26 protein-coding genes are annotated in these 20,488 nt (G+C 44.8%); 2 read left to right on the top strand and 24 right to left on the bottom strand.

The window, feature by feature from the left end:
• Positions 1-12 precede the first annotated feature (12 nt).
• Together LU290_RS03525 and LU290_RS03520 are read left to right on the top strand one after the other, a co-directional pair.
• Positions 13-285, top strand: coding sequence for a BrnT family toxin (locus LU290_RS03525; RefSeq protein WP_277809181.1), 273 nt, complete (start codon positions 13-15; stop codon positions 283-285).
• Positions 266-529 carry a BrnA antitoxin family protein gene (locus LU290_RS03520; protein WP_277809180.1) on the top strand — a complete coding sequence of 88 codons (264 nt, stop codon included), beginning with the start codon at positions 266-268 and terminating at the stop codon, positions 527-529. The genes LU290_RS03525 and LU290_RS03520 overlap by 20 nt, the downstream gene beginning before the upstream one ends.
• Here LU290_RS03520 and LU290_RS03515 read toward each other — a convergent pair.
• The 24 genes from LU290_RS03515 to LU290_RS03400 all read right to left on the bottom strand — a co-directional run bounded on the left by LU290_RS03515 (position 526) and on the right by LU290_RS03400 (position 20,320).
• Entirely contained in the window at positions 526-1,092 is a 567-nt protein-coding gene (locus tag LU290_RS03515) for a tail assembly protein (protein ID WP_277809179.1), read from the bottom strand. The genes LU290_RS03520 and LU290_RS03515 overlap by 4 nt on opposite strands.
• Complete coding sequence (locus LU290_RS03510; RefSeq protein ID WP_277809178.1) at positions 1,079-1,861, bottom strand: C40 family peptidase; 783 nt, start codon at positions 1,859-1,861, stop codon at positions 1,079-1,081. The genes LU290_RS03515 and LU290_RS03510 overlap by 14 nt, the downstream gene beginning before the upstream one ends.
• A 3-nt stretch (positions 1,862-1,864) precedes the next feature.
• The gene (locus LU290_RS03505) at positions 1,865-2,530 is read right to left on the bottom strand and encodes a phage minor tail protein L (RefSeq protein ID WP_277809177.1); all 666 of its coding nucleotides are present in this window, start codon (positions 2,528-2,530) and stop codon (positions 1,865-1,867) included.
• Between the two features lie 2 nt (positions 2,531-2,532).
• A complete protein-coding gene (locus tag LU290_RS03500; protein ID WP_277809176.1) occupies positions 2,533-2,940 on the bottom strand; it encodes a hypothetical protein in 408 nt (135 codons plus the stop codon).
• A 36-nt stretch (positions 2,941-2,976) separates the two neighbouring features.
• The gene (locus LU290_RS03495; RefSeq protein WP_277809175.1) at positions 2,977-3,309 is read right to left on the bottom strand and encodes a phage tail protein; all 333 of its coding nucleotides are present in this window, start codon (positions 3,307-3,309) and stop codon (positions 2,977-2,979) included.
• Complete coding sequence (locus LU290_RS03490; protein ID WP_277809174.1) at positions 3,306-3,467, bottom strand: hypothetical protein; 162 nt, start codon at positions 3,465-3,467, stop codon at positions 3,306-3,308. The genes LU290_RS03495 and LU290_RS03490 overlap by 4 nt, the downstream gene beginning before the upstream one ends.
• Positions 3,468-3,540: 73 nt before the next feature.
• Positions 3,541-7,587, bottom strand: coding sequence for a tape measure protein (locus LU290_RS03485; RefSeq protein WP_277809173.1), 4,047 nt, complete (start codon positions 7,585-7,587; stop codon positions 3,541-3,543).
• 327 nt (positions 7,588-7,914) lie between these two features.
• Complete coding sequence (locus tag LU290_RS03480) at positions 7,915-8,664, bottom strand: phage antirepressor N-terminal domain-containing protein (RefSeq protein WP_277809172.1); 750 nt, start codon at positions 8,662-8,664, stop codon at positions 7,915-7,917.
• Positions 8,665-8,974: 310 nt separating this feature from the next.
• Positions 8,975-9,499 (bottom strand): DUF4468 domain-containing protein, encoded by a 525-nt coding sequence (locus LU290_RS03475; RefSeq protein ID WP_277809171.1) that lies wholly within the window; start codon positions 9,497-9,499, stop codon positions 8,975-8,977.
• Between the two features lie 348 nt (positions 9,500-9,847).
• Positions 9,848-10,102, bottom strand: a complete 255-nt coding sequence (locus tag LU290_RS03470; RefSeq protein ID WP_277809170.1) for a hypothetical protein — start codon at positions 10,100-10,102, stop codon at positions 9,848-9,850.
• A gap of 26 nt (positions 10,103-10,128) precedes the next feature.
• Positions 10,129-10,551 carry a phage-derived protein YdaY family protein gene (locus LU290_RS03465; RefSeq protein ID WP_277809169.1) on the bottom strand — a complete coding sequence of 141 codons (423 nt, stop codon included), beginning with the start codon at positions 10,549-10,551 and terminating at the stop codon, positions 10,129-10,131.
• An 11-nt stretch (positions 10,552-10,562) separates the two neighbouring features.
• Positions 10,563-11,465: a phage tail tube protein gene (locus LU290_RS03460; protein ID WP_277809168.1), complete on the bottom strand. Its 903-nt coding sequence runs from the start codon at positions 11,463-11,465 to the stop codon at positions 10,563-10,565.
• A 100-nt stretch (positions 11,466-11,565) separates the two neighbouring features.
• Positions 11,566-11,955, bottom strand: coding sequence for a phage tail terminator-like protein (locus tag LU290_RS03455; protein WP_277809167.1), 390 nt, complete (start codon positions 11,953-11,955; stop codon positions 11,566-11,568).
• A gap of 7 nt (positions 11,956-11,962) precedes the next feature.
• Positions 11,963-12,382, bottom strand: coding sequence for an HK97 gp10 family phage protein (locus tag LU290_RS03450; RefSeq protein ID WP_277809166.1), 420 nt, complete (start codon positions 12,380-12,382; stop codon positions 11,963-11,965).
• The gene (locus tag LU290_RS03445; protein WP_277809165.1) at positions 12,382-12,729 is read right to left on the bottom strand and encodes a glutamate 5-kinase; all 348 of its coding nucleotides are present in this window, start codon (positions 12,727-12,729) and stop codon (positions 12,382-12,384) included. Before LU290_RS03445 ends, LU290_RS03450 begins: the two co-directional genes overlap by 1 nt.
• The gene (locus tag LU290_RS03440; protein WP_277809164.1) at positions 12,729-13,091 is read right to left on the bottom strand and encodes a hypothetical protein; all 363 of its coding nucleotides are present in this window, start codon (positions 13,089-13,091) and stop codon (positions 12,729-12,731) included. Before LU290_RS03440 ends, LU290_RS03445 begins: the two co-directional genes overlap by 1 nt.
• Before the next feature lie 2 nt (positions 13,092-13,093).
• A complete protein-coding gene (locus tag LU290_RS03435) occupies positions 13,094-13,246 on the bottom strand; it encodes a hypothetical protein (protein ID WP_277809163.1) in 153 nt (50 codons plus the stop codon).
• A gap of 83 nt (positions 13,247-13,329) precedes the next feature.
• The gene (locus tag LU290_RS03430) at positions 13,330-13,494 is read right to left on the bottom strand and encodes a hypothetical protein (RefSeq protein WP_277809162.1); all 165 of its coding nucleotides are present in this window, start codon (positions 13,492-13,494) and stop codon (positions 13,330-13,332) included.
• A gap of 10 nt (positions 13,495-13,504) precedes the next feature.
• Positions 13,505-14,521 carry a hypothetical protein gene (locus LU290_RS03425; RefSeq protein WP_277809161.1) on the bottom strand — a complete coding sequence of 339 codons (1,017 nt, stop codon included), beginning with the start codon at positions 14,519-14,521 and terminating at the stop codon, positions 13,505-13,507.
• A gap of 9 nt (positions 14,522-14,530) precedes the next feature.
• On the bottom strand, positions 14,531-15,157 hold the full coding sequence (locus LU290_RS03420; RefSeq protein ID WP_277809160.1) for a hypothetical protein: 627 nt from the start codon (positions 15,155-15,157) through the stop codon (positions 14,531-14,533).
• Positions 15,158-15,278: 121 nt separating this feature from the next.
• Positions 15,279-17,039, bottom strand: a complete 1,761-nt coding sequence (locus LU290_RS03415; protein WP_277809159.1) for a minor capsid protein — start codon at positions 17,037-17,039, stop codon at positions 15,279-15,281.
• Complete coding sequence (locus tag LU290_RS03410; protein ID WP_277809158.1) at positions 17,017-18,435, bottom strand: DUF4055 domain-containing protein; 1,419 nt, start codon at positions 18,433-18,435, stop codon at positions 17,017-17,019. Before LU290_RS03410 ends, LU290_RS03415 begins: the two co-directional genes overlap by 23 nt.
• Positions 18,435-19,901 (bottom strand): terminase large subunit, encoded by a 1,467-nt coding sequence (locus LU290_RS03405; RefSeq protein WP_277809157.1) that lies wholly within the window; start codon positions 19,899-19,901, stop codon positions 18,435-18,437. The genes LU290_RS03410 and LU290_RS03405 overlap by 1 nt, the downstream gene beginning before the upstream one ends.
• Positions 19,901-20,320 (bottom strand): terminase small subunit-like protein, encoded by a 420-nt coding sequence (locus LU290_RS03400; protein ID WP_277809156.1) that lies wholly within the window; start codon positions 20,318-20,320, stop codon positions 19,901-19,903. Before LU290_RS03400 ends, LU290_RS03405 begins: the two co-directional genes overlap by 1 nt.
• Between the last annotated feature and the right edge of the window lie 168 nt (positions 20,321-20,488).

The raw sequence follows: 20,488 nt of genomic DNA, 5'->3' as shown, positions 1-20,488 counted from the left end.
AAGAAGTTAGCAATGAAAATTACTTATGACCCTGCTAAAAACCAAAGAAACATTGATGAGCGTGGACTTAGCTTTGATGAAGCGATTGATTTTGAATTTTTAACCGCCAAAGTTGCCGTTGATGAGCGTTTTGATTATGGTGAAACACGCTACATTGCCGTGGGGTTTTTAGGCAGCCGCCTTCATGTTTTGGTTTTTACACCGATTTGTGATGGCATTCGTGTCATCAGTTTTAGAAAAGCCAACAAACGAGAGATCAAAGATTATGAACAGACCTTTAATTGACGAACATGGCGAAGTCAGAGAATTAACCCAAGCGGATTTTGCCAAATTTAAGCCAGCCAGCGATGTTTTACCAAGTGATTTTTTAAACATGGTAAAAACTCGTGGCAAACAAAAAGAACCAACCAAAACCGCCACCACCTTACGCCTTGACCCTGTCATTTTGGAGTTTTTTAAAAAAGACGGCAAAGGCTATCAGACACGCATCAATCAAGTGCTGTTAGAGTATGTGCTTGCCCACCGCTAAGTATCAATCCCAGCCGACACAATAAATCCACCCACTTCTCGCTCGCCATAGAGAATGGGGACGGGGTTGCCCTGTGCGACGGTCGTCACCGCACCGCCAAAGCCGTTGTTTGGCTTATTGCCGTCCTCATTGGCAGGGTCTAGTTTTGGCGTGGGCATTAGTAGGCTTGATACGCCACCAATCATCAAACCAACCCCCGCACCGATTAACGCTTGCATACCAGGCACAAACACCCCCACCGCCACCATCACCGCCCCCGCAATGACTTGCAGCCACCCCATCGCCTTACCGCCCGAGCCCACCACTTTTGGCACGATATGAATGTGGTTGGCGGTGGTGATGTCGTCTAATTGGTCTTCGCTGATGTTGGTGCTTTGATTGCGTTTTTTGCCATTGAATACGGCAAAGCGATAGCCCAATTTTTCACCATCAAGCATAAATTTTTGAAATGCAGGGATTTGCACGGCGATGGCATGACAGGCTTCTTTTGCCGTTTTGACATCCAATTTAAAAAATCTGCCAAATTTTTTGGCGAGAATGCCGTGTAGTTCAATGGTTTTCACTGATTAACTCCTTATGCCGTACAATTAGGGCGGTGCGTTTTTGCCAACTGTCGCCATAGATTTCACGCACGCTTAGCCTGCCGTGTGGGTGGTGCAAAACTAGGCAATCCCCCACACAATCGGGCGTATTTTCTGATTGCAATTTGCCATCGCCAACAAAAACAAGGGCATGGTTAATGTGATGAGTGCGACCGACACGGCACAAGATGACATCGTGCTTTTGTAGGTCGTCCACGACTTCAAAGCCAGCTTTTTTAAAGTTGTTTTCATAAAGTGGCTCGTGCTTTTCATCTTCCCACCAGTCATCAACCCTTGCAAAATCAGGCAAATCAAGCCCCAATTCTCGGCTATAATAATCACACACCAAGCTATAGCAATCCTGTGTACCGTGATAATACTCACGCCCCAAAAGTGGGGCGGTGTAATTGGTGGGCTTGTGACTTTTGATGTCGCAATATTCCGCCCCTGTGGGACTAATGCCAAGCCCAACAATGACCCAATCCACATCGTGTAGCCCCATTTGCACTTTGTCCACTTCACTAGGCAAGGGTTCGCCATTGGGGTGTGAATGAACAATCGCCCCAATGTCGCCCAATTCTGCCAACGCCACCCATTCAGCAGGGTCAATTTCAAAGGCGTTGGCAGGGTCGTGGGCAATATTGGTGCAAGGGCGATATTGACCGCCCACAATCACGCCACAACACTCATTTGGGTAATTTTCCCAAGCGTGGGCGGTGATTTGGTTTTTTAGGTTTTTTGTTAGTCTCATTTTTTACCCCACCAATGAACTTGCAGGAAACCCACCAAATCGCTGTTCATTGTTCCGCAATTTGCAATCCGACAAGCGACCACCGCATTTATCCAGTTCTGGATTATCCGTTGGCTTGCCGTCATTGGTAAATCTTGCCGTACCAAGATAACCGCATTCTTCGCCCCGATAACGCCCACACACCGCCCAATGGCAATAGCTGGTAATCTGACGAACAGGGATTTTTAACCCCTCAAAGTCCACAGGGTTTGACAGCTCAAAGGTGGTGGTTGCGTTGGTTTCACTGGTCTTTTGCTCGATGTACCAGATGGCGGTGCGGTAGTTTTGCTCGTCTGTGCTGCCCAAATATTCGGCAAGGGTATGGATGACTTTGAGTTTTGCCCCTGCAAAGTCTCCATAGCGTAAACACAAAAACCGTAAGGCTTGTGATACACCGCCGATGTCGTTATGAATGGTGAGCGTTGGGGCGGAGGCTTTACCGTCCGAGCGGACTTCTAGCCCATCTGCTTTGATGGCAATGGGGGTAAAATCTTGCCCTTGCCAGCGGATAACGCCGTCATTGTGTCCATGAAAACGGTAAATCTCACCGCCTAATTTGCGTGCGTCCAGTTCGTACAAGGTGATAAAGCCTTGCACACTGTCTTTTTGAATATCGCTGTTAAAACTCATAATCAGTCACCGATTGCGCCAGAGCCCTCATCAAATTCAATAGCGCCGTGACCAGTTTCTGTTTCAATTGAATCCTGCACCGCCACTTTGATGCCAAATTCGCCATCTTTATACACGCAAGTAAAAGCGGTGACGGTCTTATCATTATTCCAGCCTTCAAGCCCTCTTAGCTGATTTGCGCCCCATGCCAAAATATCGGTGCGAAACAAGGTGGCACGATTGCGGCGCAAAATGCCGTTGTTTTCTTCGCCGTTTGCCACCTCAAAGCCTTCATCCTCTGGGTAGTACACGATTTCAATGGTGTTTGCTTTGTCGCCGTGACGGGCTTGCCAGCTATCAACCTGATAGATAAAATCTTGCAAGGTCTTGGCTTCAAGGCGGTTTAGGGTGGTTAAGTTTTGTTCGCTCATGGCGTTTCTCCATTAAAAAAGCCCCATTTGGGGCGGTTAAAAAACTTGTTTTAGGGCAAATGATATTTTCCAGGCATCACCCCCTTCTTGATTGCGTGTTACATCGCCATCTAATCGGACTTTGATGATAGGTTCGCTTTTGATGGGCTGAAAATTAAAGGCTTCCACGCCCTTTGTGCCAATTAAAAAGCGGTAAATCTCATCAATCACCGCTTTTGTGTCTGTTTTGCTACATTGCCATGTTTTGCGGTTTGGGTTAATGCCAAATGATACCGCCTGCTCGTAGCCATCACCGAATGCCACTGTTTTGGCGTTGATTGTGGTGGTCTCAGTGCTGTCTTGGCTGATGTCCCATGTGAATGTTTTCATTTTTTGCCATCTCTAAATTTTAGAAAATTGACCACAGCATTTAAGATGTCGCTAAATTGCCAAATCAACACCAATACAATAGCAAAAATTCCTATTACAACGATATTTTGCATAGATATTTCTCCAATTTTTGCCAATTCTATGTTAAAATTTACCATAAATTATCCTTTTAAGTACGGTTAAAGGGGTAAATAGAAAAACCCAACTGTTTGCACCAGTTGGGTTTTTTGTTTATCTGCCGTATAATTCACCGCCTTGACGGCGTGCTTGGATAAATCGTTGATTGACTTTTGCATCTACTTTGTCATCAATCATCTTGCCAATGGTTACCAAAACATCGCCGTTTGGCATTTGTTGGGCGGTGGCTTTTTCGCTAGAATAGTTATTGATGATGACATTGACACCGCCGCCAATATCACCGCCATTATTAAGCTTATCAAGCGTACCTGTGCCGATGCGTTTTGTGGCACGGGCATTGAGTACATACTCTTTGCCATGTACCACGCCTGCAACATCATTGATGCCGCCGTTACCAGTATAACCACCAGTTTTAAAGCCTTTGGGATTGATGGCGTTAATCATGGATACCAAATGCCCCTGCTGTATGGTTACTTTCGCCACATTTGCCATTTTCTGCCAAGTGGTTACAGCTGATGGGTCAGCCCATGCTTGTGCTATTGCATTACCCATCTTAATCCCAGTATCTGCGATGGCAAAGGCTTTTGACACCGCAAACATCGCACGGTAGGCACGAGATTGCTCACCGCTCATGTCTTTAAACAGACCAGCCAAAGCCCCTGCCGCACTACCGTACGCACCCAGCTTGGCAGAGAGTAGCTCATTTTCCAAAGTTTTGGATTTTTCGCCATATTCAGCATCAATATTGGCTATCGTCTCTTTGTGCAGTCGGTATGCTTCCTCCCACAATCTAAGTCGCTCTTCTTGACTCTCAATCTCATACTGCCCACTATCATTCTGCTTGAAAATTTCACGAAATTGGCTACTATAAGTATCGTCCGCCGCTCGCTTAGAACCTGCCATCTCTTGTGATAGCTCCCATCGTCGGTAGTCATCAGGTCGCATGGTTTTTTGGTTCATGCGTGCAATGGCGATGTGTTCTTGCTCCCCTAGTGCTGCTTTGATGGGTTTTTCAAGCTCTTGGATTTTTTGTTGTTGTAGGCGTTTAAACATCTCCAAATCATGCTGATATTTTTGAGCAGTTGCTTTTCGATAAATTTCTTTATCAGCGACGCCATACTCATCGCTCAGCTGAATTTTAAGGTCATGGATTTCATGCTCTAATGCCATACGGTCTTGCGAAGACATCTGATAGCCTTGCATTTCAAGCAACTGTTCACGCTGTCTAAGCTCGCCAGCCAGTCTGTATCTGGTTTCAATAATCTCATTGAGCTTGCGACCATCCTCGCTGTTTTCCCCAAACGCATCATTGACAGCTTTTTTCTCTGCCGCCAATGCTGCTAATTGACGAGTGGTATGGTCAGAATATTTTAGGATTAATTCCTGTTGGGCTTTTAGTAGCTCCTCTTGGGTTTTTACATCCTCCTGAACCTCTTGCACCATATTTTTAGTGCTATTGCTGATTTGATCATAAAAACGGCGTTGTTTCTCATGATGTGGTCTAGCATTAATTTTTTTACCTGCTGAATCCCACCGAATGAAATTATCATTCAGTGCACCCATACCCTTTTCATAAGTTGGGTTTGGATTTTGCATGAAGTCACGACGCGTGCGCTCATAGATTCTTTCATTTGCCATTTCTCTAGCAAGATATTTAGCCTGATAGTCTAACGCTTCTTGGCTTTGAACCATTTTGCCATTTTTAATCAAGCCTTGCTGTTGCATTTCTTGTCGTAGTTTTGTGCCACGACCACCCTGCCAGCTAATCATACCAATATTGGTCAAGCCATTATTAGCATCAGTATGAGTGCCAAACAAGTATTTTGAATTGTACTCGTTTTCCCGACCAACTTGTGCGGTCAATTGGCGTGCCTGCTCATCACTAAACCCTGCGTTTTTAAAGGCAGTGAATACCATGTGCATACGCCCCGTTTGCGAGCTTAAGCTTGGGTTTAACTTATCACTACTACCTTTCTTAGCCTTTTTCGTCTCTTCGCCTAGCTTACCTAGGTTTGTGGCAGCAGTACCAGCGACTGAGCCTAGTGTACCAATATTAGCAGCGGCTGCCTTTTCTTCTTTGGCAACTGACAATCTTGAGACATAACCATTCATCAAACCTTCAAAATAGTTTGAGCGAGATTGTGCCATTGCATCGCCAAAACTGATTGCGTTGACGGCAATCTCAGGTCCACCACCGCCCAAAAACTCAGGTACCATGGCGTTGTAGGCGTTTTTAAACCTTGCACCGATTGCCTCTACCTGCGACCCTGCATACAACATGGCAGCCTTAGCAACTGTTGTGATACCATCAAATGAACGAGCAACGACACGCAATAAGCCTACAAATCCACCCTCTTGAGTCTTAAAAAACCCAAAAAACGCTGCTGATGCTTTGTTTGAGCCGTCCTGTGATGATTTGCTGAAAAATTTTGACATCCAGTCAATCGCTTTACCCATTTTGTTAGTAAAGCCATCTACCGACCATTTGACAAAATCTTGAATGCCATATCCCACAATAGTCACTGCGTCGCCAAAGCTTTTCATCGCTTCTTCTAGCCCCATCGTGGCTGTAATAACCGTCGTGATGATGCCTGCCAAAATCATAATCGGATGCGCTTTGATGATAGCACCCACAGAAGCGATTGCCCGCCCTGCCGTAGTCATCACGCCTGCCATGGTGCGTGTCGTTGCCGTCAGTGCCACTTTTGCAGCATTAGATGTCGCAACAGCTCTGGCTTGTGCAACCAGTGCTGTTGTCGTGCCTGCTACTGCTAGTCGTGTCGCACCCAGTACGCCATTTGTTCGCACCAGATTGGCTGAGTAAGTGGCTAGTGAACGGCTTGCATTCATCACAGATGCAGTTTTTCGGTCAATAAATCTAGCCGCATTCATCACTGCAATACCTGCACGAGATACACCGATTGCCATAGCTGATGCCGCATTAGTCAGTGTGACATTTGCCATCACCGCACGAGCCTTAGCAGCTGCATTGGCGTTCATCGCCACAGACTCTTGATAAAACGCTGTCGTACTAGCCGCCAATCCTGCTACTTTGGCAGGAATAGAAGCCACAAACGCTGAATTCATCACCAGATAGCTACCATAAATAGCGGTCAGCCCTGCCAATGTAGGAATGATTGAATTAAAATGCTCATTGACCCACAAGATAGCACTGGCGATTTTTTCGCTCAGTCCGCCCGTGCCATTCATAAACTCATCAACCAAGCGTTTGTACTGGTTTTGCACCGTAGTCAAGGCTTGATTCATCGTCACAGGCATAGCAGCATATTTGGCTTTTAGCTCTTCTGATGCTCCTGCCATGGCGTTATAGATGACTTCAGCACTGATTTTGCCATCACTGGCAAGCTCTTTAACTTCTGCACGGGTTTTGTTCAGGGATTGTGCCACCAAGTCTAGTAGAATGGGTGCATTTTCGGCGATTGAGCGAAATTCATCACCCTGCAATACGCCCGATTGCATCGCTTGACCTAGCTGCACCAATGCCGATGCTTGCTCTTGGGCTGATTTACCACCCACTGCCATCGCCAGTGACACTGATTCTGTAAATTTTAGGATTTCAGCTTGGTTTTTGCCCAGATGTTGAAGTGAGCGAGCGTTATTGGTGTAAGCTGTTGTTGTTGCTTCAATGTCTTGGTGTGTACTTTGAGCGATTTGAAACAGCTGTTTTTTGACAGCGATGTATTGCTCAGTTGATTCAGTAACTTGCTTAATTTGGGCGTTCTGCGTCTGCATCGCATCAGCTGTTTTTAACACACTGCCAAGCCCTGCAAGGCTAAAATAGCCTGCCATCATGCCTTTTAGACCGCCAAGAAGCTTATTTGTGTAATCAGCACTATCACCCAGTTTGCGTGTGGATTGTGCCAATTTATCCACGCCTTGGCTTGCTTGCTTGGCATCTTGACCCATTTTGACAAATCGACCATTGGCATCACGCAAACGACCGTTCTTATCAATGGATGTGCCAAGATTGGTTGCAGATTTCGCCAAATCGTCAATGGCATCACTGGCATTGTTTGACGCACCTTTTAGGCTTGCAAACTGCTTTACTAGTGCTTTGATGCGTTGTTCAGCACTTGCTGCACCTACGACAATCTCAACTCTGCGTTCTACTGCTGACATAATTTTCACCCATAAAAAAACCGCCCTTTCGGACGGAAATTACCACCATTTAATTGCTGTAAAAAATACAGACAAGCACAATAACAATCCTAAAAACCAAATCGCCCAAAATCTGCAAGTTTTCATATCATTAAATACCTTTAGACAAAAGGTTAAAAATTTGATAAAATCGCCATATCCCATTTACTTTAACCCCTATAATGGGTTGTAATAAAAATCCCAAAGACGGCAATCTTTGGGATTTTTGCTTATTTTATCTTGTCATTTTTCACAAACACCAATACCCCGCCCACCATCCGATGAGCAGGGTGTTTTTTTTAACAAGTATCAAGCAACCAACTGTCTTTTTGCACCGTCTATCAGCACTTCTTGGCGTTTTAGACGGTTTTGGAGTTCGGCGATATGGTCTAAGGCTTTGCCAAAGTGTGCCATCATCTGCCCCAGTTCATCTTTTGCCATGCGGTTTTGATGAGCGGTGTCAGCGATGATGTTTTGGACAAAGGGGGCATTGACCTTGCTTCCTGCCTGCAACATGAGTTTATGCACATACTCCACCGCTTGATGTACCTGCTCACCTGTCAGCTCATCGACACAGCCCACATCAAAGCGTTGGTGTATCATTTTCCACACATTGCTATAAATCGCCCCTGTCTCGGCAACGAGCATATTTACCGCTTGCACCAGTGGCTTTCTTTCGTCTTTGGTTGCTCGTGGGTTGACCGCCACGCCATTCTTCCAATAATCAAATAACGCTTGATAGCATTCTTTTTTGTAAGTAATCAGCGTTTCTTTGATTTCCGCTTTGACACGGTTTGTATCTACACCGAATAGCCAACCGTTTAAGTAGTGGATTGGTAGGCATAGCATTTTGTAAATTTTGTTGTCTGTGCCAGTTGCCTTTATCATACAGGCAACTGAATTTAGCACTTCATCACGGCTAATGCGTTGGCGTTGAGCCTCCCAATCAAGACCGATATTTTCGCAAATGGGCTTCATTGCCACATAAGCGACATTGTCTTTTTGTAGAGTGATTAGGGATTGGTTGTGAAAATTCACGGTTTGGATTTGATTTGTCATAAGACACCTTTCAATTTTTTCGATTAAAGTTACCCAAATAGGGTGCCAAGAGGCTCGAAACCGCTGAAAGTACGGCGGGCGGCTTTTCCTTTCGGTATTGTATGACCGCCACCCTCTCGGCATAATCGCAAAAGATTTCGGATTAACTTTTTAGGAGCTATGCAAAGAGATTGTCTAGATTTAGACATAAAAATACCACAGATGTCGCTTGTGGGTAACGCTTTCAACGAGTTTTCGAGGCTCTATGTGTATCATACAATAAAAACCCCACTATGTAAAGTGGGGTTTTTGTTTAGTTGTATAAGATTATTTACCAATCTTTTGAACCAACGCTTGGTGATGCGATATCTTGAGCCAAGTCATCAATCACTTTATCCAAAATTGCTTTTGTTTGCGTCTTGTCATTTTCTTTGATAACTTTTTCATTCATCTCTGGCGAACGTATACCAGTAATTGGTGATACAGCTGATGGCGTATGAATGGTTAAATCAGAGAATGAAACACGAGCTCTGTTATCCTTTGAATCCACTTGGAAAGTAAATTGCAAGACTGGGCTTGTACCACCTGAACATCTTAAGAATGAGCAAGGGTAACTCATGTTACCTTTACCAATCACACTACCAGTTTCTTTGTCTTGGTATTGAATTACAGAGTTGGCAGATTTAAAGTTTTTTGCCACCCACTGTCTTGAACCCTCATAAACCATATCTTGCTTGACATTGGGCACATCAACAATGCGCTGATAGGTGTTCATTGGCTCGCTTACTGTGCCACTTGTGGTTGCACAGCCAACCAATGATAGACCGAATACACCTGCAATTAAAAGTTTTTTCATGGTAATAACTCCGTTTAACTATGGGGAGTTATTATTTTACAACATTTTTGCTAATTTGTTAAGCTATTTTTATGCCTTGACTGCCATAATGATGACATCTAGTTTGTAAATAAATATTGGTATGCTAAATAACAATAAAAATGCTATGATTGTTTGCCATAGCCCATATTTTTCAATTGTGTATTTCATCAAGCCTGCAACTATGCTAAAATATTCCAATGATTTAATCCTTATCTGCTCTAAGGGTTGAATACAGAAAATCCCTAGACCGCCACAGTCTGGGGATTTTTGCTTATTATGCTTGTATCATTCGTACCAGTCTAACACCTTGTGTTGTATATCATCATTCTACAACTTTTGATTTTCTTGCAACCACGCATCATCTATCGCAAATACACACGCATCCAAAGTCTCACGGTCAGTGTAGCAGTGATGAGCCATAAGCACATCATTAATATCAGCCACGGACAAAGGCAGTGGCGATACAGCCATACCGCCAATGTATCGCCGTGAGCGTGACGCAAGGTAAAAAATGTGAATAATGTTATCAATCACAATATTGGTCTCAGGCTCATGCGGTACATCAACGCCAACATACTGCATGACCGAGAGCGTAAAAGGTGTAAGACCTAGCCTTTCGAATTGCCACCTTTCGACGGCTTTTTTTTGGCTTGCACCACACTGTTTGCGTGTTGTTCTTGGATTTCACGGGATTTATCCAAAATCCAACCCATCAAGCCATCTTCAGCCGTCAGCAAATCAACAAAATGATCAGCGTTGCACGCCAAGTCTTCGCCATCTTCATCTTTAATACCTGCCCAGTCTTTGACCAGATATTGACCGATGATTAGTGCGTACTGCTCGATGCTATTGACATCTTCACTAAGATTCAGCAAATCTTCTTTCGCTTCACGAATACCAAGCTTGATATATGCTTGTACATACAGCGGATGCGACATACCGTACAGCTCAAAACTGACACCGTCACGATAATCCACCCATTGGCACGGTGTTTGGGCAATGGTTTGTTTTTCTCGTTTTTTAACAATCATCTTTTACTCCTTTATGCTTTGGTGATGGTTGGTGCTTGCTCAACCACAGTGTAATTGACTGCCTGCGTGATTAGGTCGTTCATACCGCCGCTTGGCGTTTCGCCATTAACCTGTGCCTTTGGAATATTCAGCGTGTATTTTGAGCCATCAGGGAATTTAAAGGTGATGGCGATAGCGACAGTTGCACCTGTCATCTGCTTATTGATGATTTCTTGTGCCTTTTTGCCGTATGCTAGGGTTAATGAACCTTCCATTTTTGCCATCATCTCAAGCAGATTTTTAGCAAAAATCCCACCGCCTAAGCATTTTTGTTCTTGAATGTTGTTATCAATCTTAAAACTAAACTCAGTCGCACAAGCAACACCCTTAGTTGTTACACCATCAATCTGAATATCTTCTACTGATAACGCCGTTACACGCTGTAATTTGCCTGCATTGGTCGGTGATTTTGAATAAGCAGTGTCGTTTTGGTTTTTGTAATCACTACCCATAAAGCCGAATTTGGCTGAAGCATAACCACTGTCAGACAATGCCAGTTCAAGCGTGTTAATGCGTGTACCACCGTAATAGTGGAAAATCCCAACATCTTTAAATGCTACTTCTACGGCAAATTTTTTGACCACATCACCGCCAAAGGTAAGTGTATTATCATCCCATTCGTTACACGCCACTGCTGACAAGAAGTCATCATAAGCATCTTTGGCAAATTCAACTTCAATATCACCCGACAGACTGCCGCTAGTCACCAACCCTGCCTGCTGAATACGGCTGTCAGTGATGGTTTCGCTGTCCGTGTTTTCAAAACTTGCCGTTAAACCGTTTGATTTATAAGGCAAGATTTTCCAACCTGTTTGTGGCACTTCTTCGGTGGTTTGTGGCGCATAAGCGATTTGGATTTTTGAACCACGACTCATAAATTTACTCCAATAAAAAAAGCCCTGCAAATGCAAGGCTTTTGTGGTTAATAAAACTTAAATGTTAGCTATAATGGTTGCTTCTACAATCTGTCTAACATCAGTAGTACCTATATGGGACTGATACATTGATTTGATAAAAGCCGTTGCTGGCGTCTGCATTGATGATGCTTGGCGCTAGTAGCTCAAGTTTACCGTCTGTATAGCAAGCCAAATGGTTTGCCAAGCTATCCGCCTGCATTTTGATGCCTTGTGTACCAAGTCCAATATGTGCAAAGACTTGTACAATCACCGTGCCAAGCTGTAATATACAAGGTTTATCGCTCATGCTTTGTATGCGGTTGATACCACCAACAATGCTGACAACCTGCCAGATACCGTTGTTCGGCGGCTCAAACTTACGATTGCTGCGAAAAAACCTTGTTTTGTCAAAGTGCTCCCATGCGGTTAAATGCTTAAGCACTTTATTTTCAATATCTACGCTGTTCATTGCTTAATCATCCCAGTGATGCTAATGCCGATTCAAAGGCTACTTGATAAACTCCTTGTGGTGCTTGATAGCTATATCCGCCCACTGAGCGCACTTCATACATTTTTTTATCTTTGCGCCATGTGCCATATTTGACAGGGTTTGGATAGCCACCATGCTCAATAATACTTGCGTACGACAGGTTGTTTTGTAAATAGACCGTCGGATAATCACCCACAGGAATACGAATTGATGTTGCCCCACTCTCTGCATAGCTTGGTGCATTTAGGCTAAAATGATGGGCATTGCGATAGCGTCCAGTATCAACAGGTGATAAAGCGACCAAGTTGTTATAACAAGTCGTCAAAAACGCATTGATTTTCTTGTTAATCTCTTTATCAATATCATCTTTGATTTGACCAGGGTCAAAATCCCAAGTAATGCCCATCAAATTCCCCTTAATTGCACAAACCACGCCACATCAGCAGGGTCTTTGGTGATATTGATGACAGCCATGCCATTAATCTTGTCATTAAGCTTAATCTCGGCTGTCTCAGCTTGTAATGCAATTAGCTTGACATCATCACGCTTGATTGTCTCACCATCAATCTCATGCGACGAATAGCCCATAAAAACGCCCCTACCGCTTGTGATGATGGTATTGGCTACTGTTGCCCCATTGCTTGCCCAATCGTCATCTACGACGCTCTCACGCACGATGGTGAAGTCTTTCACTGCATCTTTTAAGTCGGTATCAAACGCTTGCTTGATTTCGTTTGTGATTTCACTTCTCATCAGCAGCGCCCTACGGTGACTTGTGCCACCAGTTTTTGCTTATAAGGTTCAATCAGCGCCAACGCCATTTGTTCATTTGCGCTAATTGGCACCCCATCAGCACCCCCTGCGTAAGTCTTAGAAGTGGACACCTCGCCTGCCTTGACAGACTTTGAGACGACCACGCCCTCAGAGCGCCCTTGATACATCTCATCATTATCCACCGCCAAAGCAATGAGCGCCCCTGCCAATAAGACATCATCAGGCACTTTGTCAAAGTCAGGCAAGTTGTGCGATTTTAGCCAAGCATTAGCCAACATCACAGCACGCTCATTGTCAAAAGGCGCCTGTAGGCTTAGACTTGCCGATTCCAAAGTTATCATCGTTACCACCATTTGATTGCATTGATAAAACTGGCTAAAGCAAATAATGTCAGACAAACAACCAGCCAATTTATTAAAAATCTTGACTTAGTAGATTTTTCATATTTTTCTAGCATTCTATCTACCCATTCCCCAAAATCTATGTTAAAATTCATGCCATATCCTGTGATGTTTCTTATTAAGAAATGCAAAAATACCCAGTAATTTGCCGTTACTGGGTATTTTATTTTGCCTAATATCAGCCTGCTGCGCCTTCTTTAACCTTTTCCACATCTTTAATGCCATAATCCTTGCCTGTTTTGGCAGGGTCAGATGGCACAAGCTTGGTAGCGGTTGATGTCTTATCGTCAAAATACGCTTTATCGCTAGGATAGCTGTATTTGTAGTCAGGTTGTTTAGCCATGTTTCACTCCTTATAGATTGGTGATTAAGAATCGCACTGCCACACTGTCAGCAGATGCGTCCATGCGCCAGTTTTCAGCTTTGGCAAGGTCAGCCCAGCTTGCTGATGGCGCCTCATTGGTCGTGCCGCCTGTCAGTGCGCTGTCCTCTGCGATGAAAGAAAAGCCTTGTGGGTGGATGAGCGCATGACGGCGAGTCCAAAGCGTGGTATGACCGCCACCGTTGCCCGTGTTCGCCGTGCGTTCCACTTCTAAGTCGTCATAGCCTGCGACCATGTCAGCGGCGAACGCACCACCGCCCAAAAGATAGCTGACATATTTGGCATTTTTGCCCGTACCCAAAATGGTGCCTTTGGTGGATTGAATGACCGTGCGACCGTTATAAGTCTCCACAGGCGTTAGATTGTCCGATGTGGTGACTTTTTCCACAAGTTTTTGTTTGCGCATTTTGGTGGCAATCAAAGGGTGTACAATGATGACCCCACGCCCTTGATGCGCTGCATTCATCGTGCCTTCTGCATCAATAAAGGCATTGACATCAAAGCCAGAGGTATCATCAGCGGTCGTTTTTGAAATGTCGGTAATCAGCTTTTTGCCGTTGGCGACATCATGATTGTACAAGCCAAACAAAGTCGCAATCGCACGATTTTCAATTTGCGTCAGCCAAAATTTATCCAGCATACGGGCAATGTGTTGTAGCGGTGATTGCCCTGATAAATAAGTCTCCAAACGGCTTTCAATAAAGCCTTCGTTTAAAAACGCCAAACGCCCTTTTGACTTACTTGCTTCAATAGAGCGTGGCATCGCAATGTCTGTCATGATGGTGTTGGAATAATTTGCCTCCAAATTGCCATCAATCGGATGAATGAACGGCACTTCAAAAGTCTTTGAGCCACTGGTCAATAACGGACGCAAACGGCTGTCAGAGACAAATGCGCCAGAGTCAAAAAACACCGATTTTTCTAGGTTTTCTTTGTCTTGATAAGACAAAACCACATTTTTGTTAAACACTTCTAAAAGCTTAGCCATGTGTTATCCTTATGAAAATAATTGATTGAATAAATTTGGATTAGAGGTAGCCAATGCGACACGCTCAGCTTCTGTATAATCCTTGGCGGTTTTCACCGCTTGCCCTGTACTGCCTGTGCCACTGGCGCCTGTACCGTCCACCAGACTGTCATATTTGCCCCCATCTTTGAACTCTTTTACCAAATCGTCCAAAGTGGAAATGGTGACATTGCCGTTGCCGTCGGTGACTTTTACCGCGCCATTTTCAGCCACCAAGCGCTTTTCAATGAGCATCTGCAAAATCTCTTGATTGTGCGGATTGCTGGATAATTGGCTTGCGATTTTTAAAGATTGCGATTTAATCAAATCTTGATTGCGCTCAGCGACTTGGTCAGCAAGCTGTTTTTCAAGCTTGGCAATCTTGTCTTGATATTGCGCCTCCAAAGTCTCAAAGTCGCCTTTTTTGCGTGCGGTCTCCTCAGCCAAGCGGTCTTTTTCGGCTTGTTCGGCTTTGCGCTTTTCGGTCTCTGTTTTCTTTTCTGATAACAAAGTCTCGTTGTGCTTACGCAAGCGCTCAACTTCTGCCTGCAATTCACTGAATTGTTCGGCGGTAATTTCTTGGGTTTCTTGTTTGGTTTCTTGGGTTTCGGTCGTCATTACTATGCTCTCCGTTAGCCGTTACGAACGGCGGACAATAAAAAAACCCTTGCAATTTGCAAGGGTTTTTGAGATTAAAGGTTAAAGTGCGAACTACATCGCCATCATTTGCTTGTAGGCGTTAATTTTGCTTTGACGCAAGGATTCTATCTCGGACTTCGTCAATGCTTTTACCTGAATTGATGATGAATTTAGCTTCCCACTCGGTGAGTTTTGAGAAGTCGTAGCCGAATGTTTGTTGCCAGAATGGTTCAAGTGTGCCATATTTTTCTCTCAAAGTGGTTAAAGTATCACTACCAAGTCGTAGCTGTGCCGAATATTGTTTGCCAGTTAAGGCATATGCACCAATCACGGTTGCACCGCTTTGTTCAATATGTCCCTTAAATGAAGCAAGTGTGCCACCTTGCGTTTGAGTATCATCGACCATTATAACATAATTACCCTTTGGTATGCTACCGTCAAAAAATGGTGGATTCGCCAATCTGTGCCAACCATCGCCCCCTGTGCGAGAGACTTTGACCGCTTGCACAACATTTAAATCCACTTGTCCACCAATCTTCTTTGCCAAAACCGTTGCTACAGCCACAGGTATCATATTTCGTCCTGTACTTTCTTCGGCGTGAACAGGGGCAAAAACAACTACTTTATTGCCAATTAGGTCTTTTAATTTTTGAACTGCCTCATCACTGACCAAATCTTGTGCCAGCCTATAAGCACTAACCACATCGCCAGCTTTGGCTTGTTCATAAAGCAAATGACTGGTCGCATCGCCAAGTTTTCTATCAATAATGGTATTGGGTAAATCCCCCCAATCGGTGCGTGTCATAGACAATACTCTATCTTTTGTATTGTCTAATTTTAACACAGCACCAAACGCCTTTTCAAACACCACAGGCTCAAGCCTTGCCATTTCATCCAGCGTTAAAGGCGTAAAGTTTTTATCCAGTTGCAAGGATTTAAACTTTTCCACACTCATGCCGCCATCACGAAACAGCTTGCCCCGAGTTTTGCCAAGTACTTCATCTTGATACTCTGGCGCCTGACGCTTTAACCATTCATAATAGCTTTGATTTTCCACCACCCCATGCTCACTTGCACGCTGTTTGGGTGGTGTATAGCCGTCATAAACAATCTCAAAGCTTGAGCGACAGTTGAAGTGATAAGGTGGATATTTTGCCTTATCAATCGGCATAAACTGACCATCCAAATGCCGACAAATGGGGCTTGTGCGTCTGTCTAGCGTGGCAAGCACCTTAATGCCCTTGATGATGCCAGCATTATCACGGATAAAGGCTTGCTGTGCCTCACTTGCCATAATGGCTGTGCCTGTGCGTGCGATGGTTTGGGCGTTACGGGTTGTGGTATTTAATATGCCGTCTTGATAACGCCTAGCACGGCTGCCACGAATCATCTGCACCAGTTTATCATTCGTCAATCCATCACTATGAGCAAAGCGAATGGCACGAATAATCCGCTCGCTTTCGGTCTTGCCAAATGATTTGGTTAAATCATCTAAGGTTATACCGACATTGGCAGTTAAATTCAGCGGCTTGGCAAAGGCTTTATCTGCATACGCCAGCAATGATTTTGGCGTATTTAGCCTTTTTCTGATGGCGCTGTATGCCTCATCATTCTGCACCTTGTAGCGATGACTAAACAGCCCACGCCAATTTGCCTTTAAGCCGTCCATGTATGCCGTAAATAGCCCTTGCAATTCTTTATCAGCATTGGTCGTCAGTTGCTTGATTTCACGGTTGTTTAGGCTTTTTACCTCACGGTTAAATACCGCTTTTTGCAAGTATTCATCTACTGACTTTAAGGTTTTACCAAAATCATTGACCAAGGATTGTTTTAGGCGTTCAAGGTTGATGAGTCTCTTCATTTATGCCGTACCCTTGTAATTCACTCTCAATAATTCCCCGTGCCTCATCATCATCTTCAATGGTTGCAATCTCGTCTTCCACGAGTTTAGCACGCATCTCGCCCCAAGTAATCGCCCCTGCTTGCCATTCACTGATAAGCTGAGTGCGCTCTTGGGCGGTCATCTTATTGGTCGCAAAGTTGGTGTTAAACGATACAGTAGGCACGCCATCAGCGCCCACAAACTCACCCAAAAAGCCAAAACAGCGGCTATATGCGTCTGATAAGTTATTGCACAATGTAGCAAGGGTGGAAGTCTGCTCAGCAATCTCAGCATTTGCCTCGGTGGCGGTTTTATTGCCATTGTTGCCAATGAGCCTTGCACCGATGGCGACCATCTGCTGCTCTTTGTGCTGCATGGCTTCAAAGTTGGCGTTGTTGGTGCTTGCCTGCAATAGTTGAGCGGTTGCCCCCACGCCTAGGATTTGCCCCACCCTTGACCCCAGATGCACACCGCCATTAGGCTGTAGCACATCACGATACCATTCATTGGTTACACCTGTGATGAATAGCGTGGGCTGACCTGCGATGAAGTTGGATTCTTGATAATCAGCGCTGTCACGGAAATGGGCAAGGTTTAGCATTGCCAAATCATAAAGCGGCGCATCGTCTATCGTTTCATCATTATCATCGGCACCGATGAAAGTAAACGGCAAAGTATCCATCGCTTTTTTGCGATGATTTAAGATGACAGATGGCGCATCAATGGGCGCAAACTTCACCCCATCTTTTTGCCAGATTTGGCTTGTCGCCACACCGTCAAGAAGTCTTAACACCAAAAGCTGTTCGCCATATTCAGCACGAAAGCCATCATCTTGCTTTAAATAGCTTTCTTGGATGACAACGAGCGTGAGTTTTTTTTGTCCGTTCACAGTCGTTACACGCCAGTTGATGATTTGCTCAGGCTCGTATAATTTGATGACAGGTTTTAGATGCTTGGTGTCGTTTTTTGTGCCGCCGTTTGATGTCGGAAAATCAGCCAACAGCCCACCACGCCCTTTAATTAGTAGCATGGTCAAGGCACGGCGTGCGTGCTGGGTTAGGTCCGTGCCTGCACCGTCCACATCTCGCTCCACGCCCTGCAAAGCACTGGGCAAATCAAGCAAAGGGTATTTGGCAAATGCCATGCCTGCCAATGCTTTGGCGGTCTTACGGGTGGCGTTATAAAACACTGCCCTTGTTTGGTAGTCTTGGTATCGTTTGGCTTTTACAGCGACAGGCTCGCTTTGTGGGCTGGGGTTTGGCAAATACAGCTCGCCACGGCTTTTCACCACCTGCTCGCCTGCATAGCAATCCGCCACCAGTTGCCATTTGGGTAACATGGCAACAAGTTCGGGTAAGATATAATCAGCGTTCATTAGTACATACTCACTTTCAAATCAGTCACCATCACAGGCTTGCTATGATACACAGCAAAATAACGAAATGCGTCCGCACCGTGCGACGACCAATCGTGTAACGGCTTATCTCGCCATACGCCCAATTTGTCGTTCCATTCTTTGCGATAGCTTTCAAGCGCCTTGATGCCTTGTTCGCATTTGATGGCATCAAACGCACACTTAGGCAAAATCTGCCGTACTTTTTCAATGTCTTCATTGACATTACTGGTGCGTGGCACAACATCAAAACGCACGCTGTAAATTGCACCGTCTATCTCATAGCCATCATAGGCAAGCTCACGCAAGCTCTTAGCACGACTCGCCCCTAATTGCCTATTGTCAATGTCATGCGGTGCGATGTGCCTATCATAGTGATAGCCCTTGTCTTTTAAGACTTTAAAATAATGATTCAAGCCTTCACCGCTATTTTCATAATAATCAATGATATGAAATTCATCGCCCACGGCTCGCACAAACCAAATCGTCGTGCTGTCTGACACACCCAAATCCCAAAAGGTAGATACAGGCAAATGGCTGTTATCGGGCAATGCACCAATGCGATTGTTGGCATACAGCCAAGTCAATTGCTTGGCATAATACGCCCCTTCAATAGACTGGGCGAATGCTTCGCTTGGGATTGACGGGTATTCTCGTTTCATGTCCTCGCCAAGCGTTTTCTCTTTGGCGTAATACCACGCTTGTTGTTCGGCTGTGGTGCTAATACCATGTTTGCTTTTAAGCTCGCTAAAATAGCTTACAAGACGCTCTGGTAGCTCTACCGATGGCATCTGATAATCTTTGTTTTGCCACCATGCAAAAAAGAAAAACCGCCAATCTTGGGCGGTTAAATCTTTATTCGCTAATTTTTCAGCCGTTTGGCAATAATCAAAAAAATAACCCTGCCTACCTTCTGCGGTACTCTCAAGGGTAATTTTGCCGTTTAATGGTACAGCTTCAAATGCACCTGTGACAATCTCACGGGCTTTATCGGGGTATTTTGCACAGATTTTACCAAATTCAGAAATGTGCAAGCGTTGCAGCGTACCACCACGAAAGCTGGTTGATACAGTAACACTACCACCGTTGTCAAATACCAGCTCTTCTTTGGTCTCAATCTTGACAGGATTGGCAAGCCTGATGAGTTCTGGCAGGTTGTCATAAGCGAATTTGACCTTTTCCCGAAAAAGCCTTTTGGCATCGTGCAAGGTATGAGCAATCAAAGCGCATTTATCACTTTCAAATAATGCCTTGTCCAGCTGAATGATGCACACTTGCGTGGTAAAGCCGAGCTGACGAGCCTTTAAAATGATGTTGCGACTGTGTTCGTTTTGCCAATACGCCAGCTGCTCGGCGGTCATGCGAAATTTAACTTTTTTACCTGTCTTATCTGTGATGTAGTACAGGTTATTTAGTCTGTATAAGGGGTCTGCTAGCTTGTCGAACATTACTCCCCCTTATCTTCCCCCAGCTCTTTCATGAATTTTGCCATCAGTGAAATGGCATTGTCGGTGTTGTCGTCTTGCCCTTTGTCGCTGTACTTCTTAGGGTTCATGCGTGCCAACACCCATTTACGGGTATCAATCTGCAATTTGGCTTTTTGCACTTCTTCGGGCAATGCCTTGTCTGCAATATCCAGCATTTCATCAAAATAATGGTCGGCTCTTTGTTCGCTTGCGCGCGCGTATCTGTCGGAAAAGTCGCCATTTTGGGCAAGCCATTCATAAATCGTGGCACGGTGCGGCATGTCATCATCGCCGCACACGCTCGCCACCGAACGCCCCTTTGCAATGCGATACAGAAACTCTGTGATGAGTTCATCGCTGTAAATCGTTGGTCTGCCCATTTTGGGCTTATTTGCTGCCATAAGCCCTCCTTTTGGGCAAAAAGTGTTGGGCGTAACGGATCGCTAATAGCAGTCATTTGGACTTACCGCCTTGCCCAACGAAAAACCCCTTTTGCTAAGCCTGCAAAAGGGGTTAAAAGTCCCAAAAGCTCGGCTCTTTGAATATGCACATCAAAGGCGTACTATTGT

Source organism: Moraxella nasibovis, assembly GCF_029581575.1.
GTDB lineage: Bacteria > Pseudomonadota > Gammaproteobacteria > Pseudomonadales > Moraxellaceae > Moraxella > Moraxella nasibovis.
This window is presented reverse-complemented; position numbering and strand designations above follow the sequence as displayed.

What these genes read in the sequence shown, in the direction of transcription:
- LU290_RS03525 (WP_277809181.1), top strand. Translation starts at nt 13, where the DNA reads ATGAAAATTACTTATGACCCTGCTAAAAACCAAAGAAACATTGATGAG.
- LU290_RS03520 (WP_277809180.1), top strand. Translation starts at nt 266, where the DNA reads ATGAACAGACCTTTAATTGACGAACATGGCGAAGTCAGAGAATTAACC.
- LU290_RS03510 (WP_277809178.1), bottom strand. Translation starts at nt 1,861, where the DNA reads ATGAGACTAACAAAAAACCTAAAAAACCAAATCACCGCCCACGCTTGG.
- LU290_RS03505 (WP_277809177.1), bottom strand. Translation starts at nt 2,530, where the DNA reads ATGAGTTTTAACAGCGATATTCAAAAAGACAGTGTGCAAGGCTTTATC.
- LU290_RS03500 (WP_277809176.1), bottom strand. Translation starts at nt 2,940, where the DNA reads ATGAGCGAACAAAACTTAACCACCCTAAACCGCCTTGAAGCCAAGACC.
- LU290_RS03495 (WP_277809175.1), bottom strand. Translation starts at nt 3,309, where the DNA reads ATGAAAACATTCACATGGGACATCAGCCAAGACAGCACTGAGACCACC.
- LU290_RS03490 (WP_277809174.1), bottom strand. Translation starts at nt 3,467, where the DNA reads ATGGTAAATTTTAACATAGAATTGGCAAAAATTGGAGAAATATCTATG.
- LU290_RS03485 (WP_277809173.1), bottom strand. Translation starts at nt 7,587, where the DNA reads ATGTCAGCAGTAGAACGCAGAGTTGAGATTGTCGTAGGTGCAGCAAGT.
- LU290_RS03480 (WP_277809172.1), bottom strand. Translation starts at nt 8,664, where the DNA reads ATGACAAATCAAATCCAAACCGTGAATTTTCACAACCAATCCCTAATC.
- LU290_RS03475 (WP_277809171.1), bottom strand. Translation starts at nt 9,499, where the DNA reads ATGAAAAAACTTTTAATTGCAGGTGTATTCGGTCTATCATTGGTTGGC.
- LU290_RS03470 (WP_277809170.1), bottom strand. Translation starts at nt 10,102, where the DNA reads ATGCAGTATGTTGGCGTTGATGTACCGCATGAGCCTGAGACCAATATT.
- LU290_RS03465 (WP_277809169.1), bottom strand. Translation starts at nt 10,551, where the DNA reads ATGATTGTTAAAAAACGAGAAAAACAAACCATTGCCCAAACACCGTGC.
- LU290_RS03460 (WP_277809168.1), bottom strand. Translation starts at nt 11,465, where the DNA reads ATGAGTCGTGGTTCAAAAATCCAAATCGCTTATGCGCCACAAACCACC.
- LU290_RS03455 (WP_277809167.1), bottom strand. Translation starts at nt 11,955, where the DNA reads ATGAACAGCGTAGATATTGAAAATAAAGTGCTTAAGCATTTAACCGCA.
- LU290_RS03450 (WP_277809166.1), bottom strand. Translation starts at nt 12,382, where the DNA reads ATGGGCATTACTTGGGATTTTGACCCTGGTCAAATCAAAGATGATATT.
- LU290_RS03445 (WP_277809165.1), bottom strand. Translation starts at nt 12,729, where the DNA reads ATGAGAAGTGAAATCACAAACGAAATCAAGCAAGCGTTTGATACCGAC.
- LU290_RS03440 (WP_277809164.1), bottom strand. Translation starts at nt 13,091, where the DNA reads ATGATAACTTTGGAATCGGCAAGTCTAAGCCTACAGGCGCCTTTTGAC.
- LU290_RS03435 (WP_277809163.1), bottom strand. Translation starts at nt 13,246, where the DNA reads ATGAATTTTAACATAGATTTTGGGGAATGGGTAGATAGAATGCTAGAA.
- LU290_RS03430 (WP_277809162.1), bottom strand. Translation starts at nt 13,494, where the DNA reads ATGGCTAAACAACCTGACTACAAATACAGCTATCCTAGCGATAAAGCG.
- LU290_RS03425 (WP_277809161.1), bottom strand. Translation starts at nt 14,521, where the DNA reads ATGGCTAAGCTTTTAGAAGTGTTTAACAAAAATGTGGTTTTGTCTTAT.
- LU290_RS03420 (WP_277809160.1), bottom strand. Translation starts at nt 15,157, where the DNA reads ATGACGACCGAAACCCAAGAAACCAAACAAGAAACCCAAGAAATTACC.
- LU290_RS03415 (WP_277809159.1), bottom strand. Translation starts at nt 17,039, where the DNA reads ATGAAGAGACTCATCAACCTTGAACGCCTAAAACAATCCTTGGTCAAT.
- LU290_RS03410 (WP_277809158.1), bottom strand. Translation starts at nt 18,435, where the DNA reads ATGAACGCTGATTATATCTTACCCGAACTTGTTGCCATGTTACCCAAA.
- LU290_RS03405 (WP_277809157.1), bottom strand. Translation starts at nt 19,901, where the DNA reads ATGTTCGACAAGCTAGCAGACCCCTTATACAGACTAAATAACCTGTAC.
- LU290_RS03400 (WP_277809156.1), bottom strand. Translation starts at nt 20,320, where the DNA reads ATGGCAGCAAATAAGCCCAAAATGGGCAGACCAACGATTTACAGCGAT.